General features: G+C 65.3%; 12 protein-coding genes. 2 read left to right on the forward strand and 10 right to left on the reverse strand.

Annotated elements, in window-relative coordinates; translation table 11 throughout:
• Window positions 1-244: 244 nt before the first annotated feature.
• The 3 genes from recX to ACUTAF_RS14605 all read right to left on the reverse strand — a co-directional run bounded on the left by recX (window position 245) and on the right by ACUTAF_RS14605 (window position 2,349).
• On the reverse strand, window positions 245-706 hold the full coding sequence (gene recX / locus ACUTAF_RS14595) for a recombination regulator RecX (protein WP_445580624.1): 462 nt from the start codon (window positions 704-706) through the stop codon (window positions 245-247).
• An 11-nt stretch (window positions 707-717) separates the two neighbouring features.
• On the reverse strand, window positions 718-1,761 hold the full coding sequence (recA, locus tag ACUTAF_RS14600) for a recombinase RecA (RefSeq protein ID WP_445580625.1): 1,044 nt from the start codon (window positions 1,759-1,761) through the stop codon (window positions 718-720).
• Between the two features lie 87 nt (window positions 1,762-1,848).
• Window positions 1,849-2,349, reverse strand: coding sequence for a CinA family protein (locus ACUTAF_RS14605; RefSeq protein ID WP_445580626.1), 501 nt, complete (start codon window positions 2,347-2,349; stop codon window positions 1,849-1,851).
• A 78-nt stretch (window positions 2,350-2,427) separates the two neighbouring features.
• On the opposite strand from ACUTAF_RS14605, the gene mutS reads away from it, so the two are divergent.
• Together mutS and fdxA are read left to right on the forward strand one after the other, a co-directional pair.
• Entirely contained in the window at window positions 2,428-4,995 is a 2,568-nt protein-coding gene (gene mutS, locus ACUTAF_RS14610) for a DNA mismatch repair protein MutS (protein WP_445580627.1), read from the forward strand.
• A gap of 185 nt (window positions 4,996-5,180) precedes the next feature.
• Complete coding sequence (fdxA, locus tag ACUTAF_RS14615) at window positions 5,181-5,504, forward strand: ferredoxin FdxA (protein ID WP_264148079.1); 324 nt, start codon at window positions 5,181-5,183, stop codon at window positions 5,502-5,504.
• Between the two features lie 496 nt (window positions 5,505-6,000).
• Here fdxA and rpoS read toward each other — a convergent pair whose 3' ends face one another.
• From rpoS to ispF, 7 genes are all read right to left on the reverse strand, one after another.
• Window positions 6,001-7,008, reverse strand: coding sequence for an RNA polymerase sigma factor RpoS (rpoS, locus tag ACUTAF_RS14620; protein ID WP_445580628.1), 1,008 nt, complete (start codon window positions 7,006-7,008; stop codon window positions 6,001-6,003).
• A gap of 100 nt (window positions 7,009-7,108) precedes the next feature.
• Window positions 7,109-7,981, reverse strand: a complete 873-nt coding sequence (locus ACUTAF_RS14625) for a peptidoglycan DD-metalloendopeptidase family protein (protein WP_445580629.1) — start codon at window positions 7,979-7,981, stop codon at window positions 7,109-7,111.
• Between the two features lie 48 nt (window positions 7,982-8,029).
• On the reverse strand, window positions 8,030-8,968 hold the full coding sequence (locus ACUTAF_RS14630) for a polyprenyl-phosphate transporter (protein ID WP_445580630.1): 939 nt from the start codon (window positions 8,966-8,968) through the stop codon (window positions 8,030-8,032).
• 25 nt (window positions 8,969-8,993) lie between these two features.
• Window positions 8,994-9,629 (reverse strand): protein-L-isoaspartate(D-aspartate) O-methyltransferase, encoded by a 636-nt coding sequence (locus ACUTAF_RS14635; protein WP_445582455.1) that lies wholly within the window; start codon window positions 9,627-9,629, stop codon window positions 8,994-8,996.
• A 38-nt stretch (window positions 9,630-9,667) separates the two neighbouring features.
• Window positions 9,668-10,417, reverse strand: coding sequence for a 5'/3'-nucleotidase SurE (surE, locus tag ACUTAF_RS14640; RefSeq protein WP_445580631.1), 750 nt, complete (start codon window positions 10,415-10,417; stop codon window positions 9,668-9,670).
• Window positions 10,405-11,463, reverse strand: coding sequence for a tRNA pseudouridine(13) synthase TruD (gene truD, locus ACUTAF_RS14645; RefSeq protein ID WP_445580632.1), 1,059 nt, complete (start codon window positions 11,461-11,463; stop codon window positions 10,405-10,407). Before truD ends, surE begins: the two co-directional genes overlap by 13 nt.
• Window positions 11,460-11,933, reverse strand: a complete 474-nt coding sequence (gene ispF / locus ACUTAF_RS14650) for a 2-C-methyl-D-erythritol 2,4-cyclodiphosphate synthase (protein ID WP_445580633.1) — start codon at window positions 11,931-11,933, stop codon at window positions 11,460-11,462. The genes truD and ispF overlap by 4 nt, the downstream gene beginning before the upstream one ends.
• Between the last annotated feature and the right edge of the window lie 14 nt (window positions 11,934-11,947).

Genomic DNA, 11,947 nt, shown 5'->3' on the forward strand with positions numbered 1-11,947 from the left:
GAGCCACGTACCGCCACCCTACGTTCTTGTGGCGACAATCGCGATGCGGCCCGATCGCCTAGGGTGCACTACGCGCACCGACCATACCGCCTGCTGGTGCACACACGACACGTCCTACTCGCTGCCGCTCCCGCGCAGGCTTGCCTGGAACACCCAAGCAACATCCGATAAGGCAGGAGTGCAACACACAGGCCCGCACACGCCCGGCGAACCGGGAGCATCTGGAGGCCAAACGAGCCACCGACTACTCGTCACAGCCCCGTAACAGGCGCCCGATCATTTCCAGGGAATAACCGCGATAGCTGAGAAAGCGCCCCTGCTGGGCACGCTCGCGGGCATCGCTCGGCAGCCGGCCGGCGTACTTGCGCCGCCAGGTCTCGTGCAACCGTTCGAACCAGTCGATACCGCTGTCGCGTAGCGCCTGATCGATATCGCCACGAGCCAGGCCACGCTGCGCCAGTTCTTCACGGATTCGTTGCGGGCCATAGCCGCCACGGGCGCGATAGGCGACGAAGCTTTCCAGATAACGCGCCTCCGACAACAACCCCTCTTCTGCCAGACGATCCAGGGCACCGTCGATCAGTTCATCCGGGGCGCCACGCTTGCGCAGCTTGCGGGTCAGCTCCACTCGCCCGTGTTCGCGTCGCGCCAGCAGATCCATGGCCGCCCGCCTCACGGCGAGCGGGTTATCCAGCACGACGGTCATACTCGGAGGGCTTAGAAGTCGACTTCGGCGTCGGCCAGCTCGTCCGCCGACGCTTTAGCCGGCGCACCACCGACCAGCAGCTTGTCACGAATCTGGCCTTCGATCTCGCGGGCCACGGCCGGGTTGTCCTCGAGAAACTTGGCGGCATTGGCCTTGCCCTGGCCGATCTTGTTGCCCTGGTAGCTATACCAGGCGCCGGATTTCTCCACCAGCCCCTGCTGCACGCCGAGGTCGATGATCTCGCCGTTGCGGTAGATGCCCTTGCCGTAGAGGATCTGGAACTCGGCTTGACGGAAAGGCGGAGCAACCTTGTTCTTGACGATCTTCACACGGGTTTCGCTGCCGACCACTTCCTCGCCTTCCTTCACCGCGCCGGTGCGGCGGATGTCCAGACGAACCGACGAGTAGAACTTCAGCGCATTACCGCCGGTGGTGGTTTCCGGGCTGCCGAACATCACGCCGATCTTCATGCGGATCTGGTTGATGAAGATCACCAGGCAGTTGGCATTCTTGATGTTGCCGGTGATCTTGCGCAGAGCCTGGCTCATCAGGCGGGCCTGCAGGCCGACGTGCATGTCGCCCATCTCGCCTTCGATCTCCGCCTTGGGCACCAGTGCGGCCACGGAGTCGACGATGATCACGTCGATGGCGTTGGAGCGCACCAGCATGTCGGTGATTTCCAGGGCCTGCTCGCCGGTGTCCGGCTGCGAAACCAGCAGGTCATCGACGTTGACGCCGAGCTTGCCGGCGTAGTCGGGGTCGAGCGCGTGCTCGGCGTCGACGAAGGCACAGGTGGCGCCGTGCTTCTGCGCCTCGGCGATCACCGACAGGGTCAGGGTGGTCTTGCCGGAGGATTCCGGCCCATAGATCTCGACGATACGGCCCTTCGGCAGGCCGCCGATGCCCAGGGCGATATCAAGGCCCAGCGAGCCGGTGGAGATGGCCGGGATGGCCTGGCGCTCGTGGTCGCCCATGCGCATCACCGCGCCCTTGCCGAACTGCTTCTCGATCTGGCCCAGGGCAGCCGCCAAGGCGCGCTTCTTGTTCTCGTCCATTTCTTTCCTCACGTGCTCAAGAGGGCCTTCGAGGCCGCCAACAACTGTATAAGTAGACAGTATTATTCCACAGGGCAAGTCGCCCGCCTACCCCGTAATCGGATTTTCCTCCGTCAGCAGGCTCAGAAGCCCCGCCAATGCAGCCTCGACCGTTTGTCGGCGCACCTCGTCGCGGCCGCCAGCGAACCGCTTGCGTACGCTGTGCAGTCGCTCGCCATCGCCCCAGGCCAGCCACACGGTGCCCACCGGTTTGTCCGGCGAGCCGCCGTCTGGTCCGGCCACGCCACTGACCGCCACAGCGTAGCGCGCCCCACTATGCGCCTGAGCGCCGCGCACCATGGCCTCGACTACCTCGCGGCTGACTGCGCCGGCCGAGCTGAACAATTCCGTTGGTACGCCGAGCTGCTTGCTCTTCTGTGCATTGGAATAGGTGACGTAGCCGGCCTCGAACCAGGCCGAACTGCCGGGAATACGGGTGATCGCCTCGGCGATGCCGCCGCCGGTACAGGACTCGGCGGTGCTGACTTGGGCGCCGACGGCTTGCAGTTGCCGGCCGAGTTGCGCGGCCAGGTGACTGATCGAATCCATGTGCTCTCCGGGATGAAACGGGCCAGGCCGATACCCTACACTACGCGCTTTTGCGATTTAAGCCGGACAGTCAAGACCATGACGGACCTCTCCCAGCACACCCCGATGATGCAACAGTACTGGAAGCTGAAGAACCAGCACCCGGACCAGCTGATGTTCTACCGCATGGGGGATTTCTACGAGATCTTCTACGAAGATGCGAAGAAAGCCGCGAAACTGCTGGATATCACCCTGACCGCCCGCGGCCAGTCCGCTGGCCAGTCGATCCCCATGTGCGGCATTCCCTTCCATTCGGTCGAAGGCTACCTGGCCAAGCTGGTCAAGCTCGGCGAGTCGGTGGTGATCTGCGAGCAGATCGGCGACCCGGCCACCAGCAAGGGCCCGGTGGAGCGCCAGGTGGTGCGCATCATCACCCCCGGCACCATCAGCGACGAGGCGCTGCTCGACGAACACCGCGACAACCTGCTGGCCGCCGTGCTCGGCGACGAGCGCCTGTTCGGCCTGGCGGTACTGGATATCACCAGCGGCCGCTTCAGCGTGCAGGAGATCAAGGGCTGGGAAAACCTGCTGGCCGAACTGGAGCGCCTGAACCCGGCAGAACTGCTGATCCCCGACGACTGGCCGCAGGGTCTGCCGGCGGAGAAGCGCAGAGGCTCGCGCCGCCGCGCGCCCTGGGACTTCGACCGTGACAGCGCCTTCAAGAGCCTGTGCCAGCAGTTCGGCACTCAGGATCTGAAGGGTTTCGGCTGCGAGAACCTGACCCTGGCCATCGGCGCCGCCGGCTGCCTGCTGGGGTACGCCAAGGAAACCCAGCGCACCGCCCTGCCCCACCTGCGCAGCCTGCGCCACGAACGCCTGGACGACACGGTGATCCTTGATGGCGCCAGCCGGCGCAACCTGGAGCTGGACATCAACCTCTCCGGCGGTCGCGACAACACCCTGCAGTCGGTGATGGACCGCTGCCAGACCGCCATGGCCAGCCGCCTGCTGGGGCGCTGGCTGAACCGTCCGCTGCGCGACCGCGCGGTACTGGAGGCACGCCAGGAGGCCATCGCCTGCCTGCTCGACGGCTACCGTTTCGAGACCCTGCAGCCCCAGCTCAAGGAGATCGGCGACCTGGAGCGCATTCTCGCCCGCATCGGCCTGCGCAACGCGCGCCCGCGCGACCTGGCGCGACTGCGTGACGCCCTGGCCGCCCTGCCCGATCTGCAGCAGGCGATGACCCGCCTGGACACCCCGCACCTGCAGCAACTGGCCAGCACCATCGCCACCTATCCGGAGCTGGCCGACCTGCTGGGGCGCGCCATCATCGACAACCCGCCGGCAGTGATCCGCGACGGCGGCGTGCTGAAGACCGGCTACGATGCCGAGCTGGACGAGTTGCAAGCAATGAGCGAGAACGCCGGCCAGTTCCTCATGGATCTCGAAGCCCGAGAGAAGGCCCGCACCGGCCTGGCCAACCTCAAGGTCGGCTACAACCGCGTGCACGGCTACTTCATCGAGCTGCCGACCAAGCAGGCCGAATCGGCGCCGGCCGACTACATCCGCCGACAGACCCTGAAAGGCGCCGAGCGTTTCATCACGCCGGAGCTGAAGGAGTTCGAGGACAAGGCGCTGTCGGCCAAGAGCCGCGCCCTGGCCCGCGAAAAGATGCTCTATGACGAGCTGCTCGAGCGCCTGATCGGCCACCTGGCGCCGCTGCTCGGCAGCGCCGCGGCCCTGGCCGAACTGGACGTGCTGAGCAATCTGGCCGAACGCGCACTGAACCTCGACCTCAATCGCCCGAGCTTCGTCGAGGAGCCGTGCATGCGCATCGACCAGGGTCGCCACCCCGTGGTCGAGCAGGTACTGACCACGCCGTTCGTGGCCAACGACCTGGACCTGGACGACAACCGCCGCATGCTGATCATCACCGGGCCGAACATGGGCGGTAAATCCACCTATATGCGCCAGACCGCGCTGATCGTGCTGCTGGCGCATATCGGCAGCTTCGTCCCGGCCGCGGCCTGCGAGCTGTCGCTGGTCGACCGCATCTTCACCCGTATCGGCTCCTCGGACGACCTGGCCGGCGGCCGCTCCACCTTCATGGTGGAGATGAGCGAGACCGCCAATATCCTGCACAACGCCAGCGAGCGCAGCCTGGTGTTGATGGACGAGGTGGGCCGCGGCACCAGCACCTTCGACGGCCTGTCCCTGGCCTGGTCGGCCGCCGAGCACCTGGCGCGCCTGCGCGCCTTCACCCTGTTCGCCACCCACTACTTCGAGCTGACGGTGCTGCCGGAAAGCGAGCCGGTGGTGGCCAACGTGCACCTCTCGGCCACCGAGCACAACGAGCGCATCGTCTTCCTCCACCACGTTCAGCCCGGGCCGGCCAGCCAGAGCTACGGCCTGGCGGTGGCGCAACTGGCTGGCGTGCCGGGCACGGTGATCAGCCGCGCGCGCGAGCACCTGGCGCGCCTAGAGGCCACCAGCCTGCCGCACGACCTGCCGCGCCAGGAGCCCGGCCAGCCCCAGGTGCCGATGCAGAGCGACCTGTTCGCCAGCGTGCCGCACCCGCTCTTGGAGGAATTGCAGAAGATCAATCCGGATGATCTGACTCCGCGCAAGGCGCTGGAGCTGTTATATACATGGAAAACGCGCATCTAGAGTCCGCTTCGGCGCGGACCGCGAATGAAGCGGAACAGCCCCTAACGCAGCCGCGCGCAAGCTGCTAGAATCGCGCGCAATTTTACGACTGCCCGGTTTACAGCCTGAGCCGCGACCACTGAACAGAGCGCCTGAGGATTCTTCGCAGAAAGAACCCAGGCCGCCGCCCGAGGAGAGAATCAGACATGACCTTCGTCGTTACCGACAACTGCGTCAAATGCAAATACACCGACTGCGTGGAAGTCTGCCCGGTTGACTGCTTCTACGAAGGCCCGAACTTCCTGGTGATCCACCCGGACGAGTGCATCGACTGCGCCCTGTGCGAGCCGGAGTGCCCCGCTCAGGCGATCTTCTCGGAAGACGAAGTGCCCGAGGACATGCAGGAATACATCGAGCTGAACGCCGACCTGGCGGAAGTCTGGCCGAACATCACCGAGAAGAAGGACGCGCTGCCGGACGCCGAAGAATGGGATGGCGTGAAGGACAAGCTGCAGTACCTGGAGCGCTAAGCGCAACCTGAAAACACCAAGACCCGCCAAGTGCGGGTCTTTTGCTGTTCACACCTAGGAAGAACTTTGGCGGGGCGACACCAACGCGGAGAGCGTTTGGCCCAGCCGTGCTGAACACAAAAAAAGGGGCGGCTTGCGCCGCCCACTCTTTTGTCCCTACTCCCTTTGTTTCCCAACCCATCGTCCTGATGAATCGCGTCTTGCGATGTTCCTGATCCTCGTCCTGAGAACCTGTGCTTGTCCCTGAGCACGTGAGTGATATTAGCCGTTACAGCGGCGCCCACAACCCCGCCCGAAGAAGCTGGAGCAAGCCAGGCCAGCCTCCCGCACTAATAGTAATTTCTTAAAAAATAGATAGTTACAGGGAAACCAGGATGACGACAGCGAGAAACCCGCGGCCTGTACGCCTAACGGCTGACAGCACCTGTAAGCGATGACTTACATCGACGGACAGAAAAAAACCCGGCCGGAGCCGGGTTGGGGATCGGAACGGGTCTTACTGGAACAGGGCGTCGCTGGACAGGCCGTTCTTCTCGAGGATCTCACGCAGGCGCTTGAGCGCCTCGACCTGGATCTGACGAACCCGCTCGCGGGTCAGACCTATCTCCTGGCCCACTTCCTCGAGCGTACAGCTCTCGTGGCCACGCAGGCCGAAACGACGCACCACCACTTCCCGTTGCTTGTCGGTAAGGTCCGACAACCATTGATCGATGCTCTGCGACAGATCGTCGTCCTGCAGCAACTCGCAGGGGTCGGTCGGTCGGTCGTCGGTAAGGGTATCGAGCAGGGTCTTGTCCGAATCCGGACCGAGCGAGACGTCCACCGAGGAGACCCGCTCGTTGAGGCCGAGCATGCGCTTGACCTCGCCCACCGGTTTTTCCAGCAGGTCGGCAATTTCTTCCGCAGACGGCTCATGGTCGAGCTTCTGGGTCAGCTCGCGCGCCGCACGCAAATAGACGTTGAGTTCCTTGACCACATGAATCGGCAGACGGATGGTGCGCGTCTGGTTCATGATGGCCCGCTCGATGGTCTGGCGAATCCACCAGGTCGCATAGGTGGAGAAACGGAACCCCCGCTCCGGATCGAATTTTTCCACCGCGCGGATCAGGCCCAGATTGCCCTCCTCGATCAGATCGAGCAGAGAAAGGCCGCGGTTGACGTAACGCCGGGCGATCTTCACCACCAGGCGCAGGTTGCTCTCGATCATGCGCTTGCGCCCGGCCGGATCGCCCTTCTGCGCCAGGCGCGCGAAGTGCACTTCCTCTTCGGGAGTGAGCAGGGGGGAGAAGCCGATTTCGTTGAGGTAAAGCTGAGTGGCGTCGAGCGCCCGCGTGTAGTCGATGTACTTGTGCTGCTTGGAGGGAGTGGCGTGCTTGGTCTTGGTGCGGGCGGTCGGCGCTTGCGCGTCATCGCTCGACACCTCGCCCAGAACGATCCCCGGCTCCATCAGGAGCAGTTCATCGTCGAGGTCAAACTCCGGCGCTTCTTTGTTGATGAGAGCCATTGTTGTTGTCCCTATCTGAGTTCGACAACAGACCCTGGCGGAACCGTCCTGGCACACCCGAGCCCGTCCCATCTACGTGATGGCACGGGTCGGCGACGGGTCAACGGCGTGGCAGATACTGCAGCGGATCGACTGGCTTACCCTGACGGCGAATCTCGAAGTGCAGCTTCACCCGGTCGGTTCCCGTGGACCCCATCTCGGCAATGTTCTGCCCGGCTTTGACCTGCTGCCCCTCCCGTACCAACAACCTGCGGTTATGACCGTAAGCACTTACGTAGGTATCGCTGTGCTTGATGATGATCAATTCGCCGTAGCCCCGTAAACCACTCCCGGCGTATACCACTGAACCATCAGACGCAGCTAAAACAGGCTGTCCTAATTCCCCGGCGATATCAATGCCTTTATTCAAACTGCCGTTTGAGGAAAAATTGCCGATCACTGGGCCCCGTGCCGGCCATGCCCAGCCCGCGGCAGAGCGTGTCACCGGGGTGACCGAAGTGGTGGCGACAGTCGGCCGAACCGGCGCCGGCTTGCTCGCCTGCGCCACCGGCGCGGTAGTCACCGGTGGGCTACTCGGAGCCGACTGACCGATCACCGGCGAGGTCGTTCGCGGTGGTGTAGCGGCCACCGCCCGGGCCGGCGTGGCACGATTGTCGAAACGGATGATCTGGCCGACCCGGATCAGGTAGGGGTCGCGCAGGCCGTTATGAGCGGCGAGCGCCTTCCAGTCCCAGCCGAAACGAAAGGCTATGGAATACAGGGTGTCGCCGCGCTGTACCACGTAGTGGCCGCTGCGTACCGGCTGGCGCTGGATCACCGCGGCATGGCCCTGGTTGTGGCCACGATCGACCACCTGCACGCCACCGGGCGGCGAGCTGGTGCAGCCGGCCAGAATACCGGTACAGAGCAGAGCGAAGGACAGGCGCAGGCCAGCGATCCTATGAACTTGCGCGTGTGCGGCGGTGCGATTCACCCATCTGCTCCCTGAACGATCTCGAGTACGGCGGCTATTGTGCCGGATTTATTCGGCGCGGCCAGCTTCTCTGGGCTGACGGCCGGCAAGCCATTCCAACCCGAGCACCAGCGCGATGCCGCCGAGCGCCAACAGCAGCGCCAGCAGCAGTTGCGGGTCCTGGCCGCTGAGCTCGGCGAAGTGTCCCGGGAGCAGATTGCTCTGCTGCAGCGGTACCTGCTCGCCCTTGCTGTCGACACGCCAGCTCAGGGTCTCCTTCCAAGGCCAGACCTTGTTCAGCGAGCCGAGCATCAAGCCGGTGAGGAAGGCCAGGCTGAGGTCGCGCCAGCGCGCCAGCAACCAGCTGAGCAGGCGGGCAAAGCTGAGGATGCCGACCAGGCAGCCAGCGGCGAACACTGCCAGCACGCCGATGTCGAAGCTCTTCAGTGCGCCCAGCACCACCGGATAGAGCCCCAGCAGCAGCAGGATGAAGCTGCCGGAGATGCCGGGCAGAATCATCGCGCAGATGGCGATGGCGCCGGCGAAGAACAGGTTCAGCGGGTCGCTGCCCCACTGCACCGGCGCGGCCACCGTGATCCAGTAGGCGAACGCCAGGCCGAGCAGGAAACTCAGCGCGCGGCTCCAGTTCCAGCGCCGGATCTCGCGACCGACCATATAGGCGGAGACCAGGATCAGGCCGAAGAAGAACGACCATATCGGGACCGGATGGTGCGCCAGCAGATAGCTGATCAGTCGCGCCAGGGTCAGCACGCTGGTGAGGATGCCGCCGAGCAGGATCAGCAGAAAGGTCGCGTTGGCCATGCGCCAGGCATCCGCTACTCGCCCGCGCAGAAGCAGCACGGCGGCTTCGGGCAGGCTGGCGATGGAACGCAGCAGCTCGTCGTAGATACCGCTGATAAAGGCGATGGTACCGCCGGACACCCCCGGCACCACATCGGCGGCGCCCATGGCCATGCCCTTGGCGTAGAGCAGAATATGTCTTTTCATGGATCTTTCCGGGATGATGCAGCGCTCAGGCCAGCGGCCCGTTGAGTAGCGGCACGAAACGCACCGCGTCCAGCACATGACGGGAGAAACCCTGCTCCTCGCGCACGATCAGCAGCAGCTGCTGCACGTCACCTGCGCCAACCGGGATCACCAGGCGTCCACCCGGCGCCAGTTGGTCGAGCAGCGCCTGCGGCACTTCGGCGGCGGCGGCGGTGACGATGATGCCGTTGTATGGCCCCAGGGCGTTCCAGCCCTCCCAGCCATCGCCCCAGCGAAAGACCACGTTGCGCAGGCTGAGTTCGGCCAGGCGCTCCTTGGCGCGCTCCTGCAGGACCTGGATGCGCTCGACGGAGAACACCCGCTCCACCAGTTGCGCCAGCACGGCGGTCTGGTAACCGGACCCGGTACCGATCTCCATGACCTTGTCCAGGGGGCCGGCGGCCAGCAGCAACTCGGTCATGCGCCCGACCATGTAGGGCTGGGAGATGGTCTGGTTGTGGCCGATGGGCAGCGCGGTGTCCTCGTAGGCACGGTGCGCCAGCGCCTCGTCGACGAACAGATGACGCGGCGTGCGGCGGATCACCTCGAGCACGCGCGCATTCGACAGGCCCTCTTCGTAGAGGCGCTGGATCAGTCTTTCACGGGTGCGCTGGGAGGTCATGCCGATCCCGCGGCGGTGCATATCGTCCTGTCCGCGCATCAGAAGATGCCCTCCAGCCAGCCATGCATCCTGTCGAACGCCTCGCCAAAGGTGCGGTCGAGTTGCAGCGGAGTGATGGACACGTAGCCCTGCATGACCGCGTGGAAATCGGTACCCGGGCTGCCGTCTTCGACATCGCCAGCCGCAGCGATCCAGTAACCTTCCTTGCCGCGCGGGTTGACCACCTTGACCGGCGCCGCGGCGCGGGCGCGGTGACCCAGACGGGTCAGCTGCACGCCACGAACATGCTCCAGCGGCAGGTTGGGCACGTTGACGTTGAGTACGGTGCGCGGCGGCAGGTCCAGGCTGCCATGGGCCTCGACCAGCTTGCGGGCGAAATAGGCGGCGGTCGGCAGGTTGTCGACCTGGCGCGACAAGAGCGAGAAGGCGAACGCCGGCTTGGCCAGGAAACGCCCCTCCAGCGCAGCCGCGACCGTGCCGGAATAGAGCACGTCATCGCCCAGGTTGGCGCCCAGGTTGATGCCGGAGACGACCATGTCCGGCAACTGCTCGACCAGTCCGTTGAGACCCAGGTGCACGCAATCGGTGGGTGTGCCGTTAAGGCTGATGTAGCCGTTGGGCAGGGCCACCGGGTGCAGCGGACGGTCGAGGGTCAGCGAGCTGCTGGCGCCACTGCGGTCCTCGGCAGGGGCGATCACCAGGCACTCGGCATAATCGGCCAGCGCCTGGTGCAACGCGGCGATCCCGGGCGCGTTCACCCCGTCGTCGTTGGAAATCAGAATTCGCATGGAGTATCCGTCTGCCCTGCTGGCACCAGATCGACGAGTTCGCGCACCACGACGGTGGCGAAACACCCGGCCGGCAGGACGAATGCAAGTTGCAGAATATCGGGTTCCGGATAATGCCACGTCAGGCCGGCGATGGGGAGGCGCAGAATGCGCCGTTCGTGCGCCATGCCCGCCTTTGCCAGCCAGTCCACCAGCGCCTGCTCGCCCGTGCCGACGGCCTGCTCGCAACGCAGCACCTCGGCGCTCGTCGGCAAGGCCCCCTCGCCCCACAACGGGCCGGTGGGATGCAGGTCGAGAATCGCCAGACGCGGATCGTCGCACTCGGCCTCGCCGGCCGCAAAGAAGCTGCGACTGTTGGTGAAGGCCAGCAGATCGCCGACCCTCGCCTGGTCCCAGCTGCCGGCGGCGACCCGCTGGGCCAGCACTCGATTGAACAGATAGCTGCGCGCCGCCGACAGCAGCCGCGAACGCAGGTTGCGCTGCACCGGCAGTTCCTGGCGCGCCGCATACTGCCTGGCCTCCTCGACGTTGCCGCCGGCGAAGCCGAAACGCTGCAGGCCGAAGTAGTTGGGCACGCCCTGCTCGGCGATACGCTGCAGGCGCTGCTCCAGCGCCGCGCGATCGGCGTCCAGGGCGGTCAGGCGCAGGGTGAAGCCGTTGGCGGCATGGGCACCGCGCTGCAGCTTGCGGTTGTGCCGCTGACGCTGGAGGATCGCCAGCGTCGGCCCCTCGGCCGCGGCCAGATCGGGGTCGGCCTTGCCCGGCAGATGCAGGCTGAACCATTGCCGGGTCAGCGCCTGGCGATCCTTGAGACCGGCGTAGCTCACCGCCTTGAGCGGCAGGCCGGCAGCGCGGGCGATGCGCCGGGCGGCGTCCTCGGTGTTCAGGCCGCGCTTTTCCACCCACAGCCACAGATGCTCGCCCTGGCCGGTGAGCGGGATGTCCAACACCTCATCGACCTGGAAGTCTTCGGCGGTGGCCTTGAGCACGGCGCACCCGCAGGCCTCGCCATGGGCGCGCGGCCCGAGCAGTTGCAACTCGTTCATGCCTTGACCAGCAGCGCCACGGCATGCACCGCGATGCCTTCCTCGCGCCCGGTGAAACCGAGCTTCTCGGTGGTGGTGGCCTTGACGTTGACCTGATCCGGCTCCACGCCGAGATCCTCGGCGATGCGCTCGCGCATGGCCAGGATGTGCGGTGCCATCTTCGGCGCCTGGGCGACGATGGTGGCGTCGACGTTGCCGACCACGAAGCCCTTGGCCTGCACCAGCGCGACCACGTGACGCAGCAGCGCGCGGCTGTCGGCGCCCTTGAAGCGCGGGTCGGTGTCGGGGAAGTGCTTGCCGATATCGCCCAGCGCTACCGCCCCGAGCAGGGCGTCGCTCAGGGCATGCAGTAGCACGTCGCCGTCGGAGTGGGCGACGAGGCCGAACTGGTGGGGGATGCGCACGCCGCCCAGGGTGATGAAATCGCCCTCGCCGAAGCGGTGTACGTCGTAGCCATGACCGATACGCATAAAGAACAACGCCC

The sequence above is a fragment of the Pseudomonas sp. SP16.1 genome, from assembly GCF_052682975.1.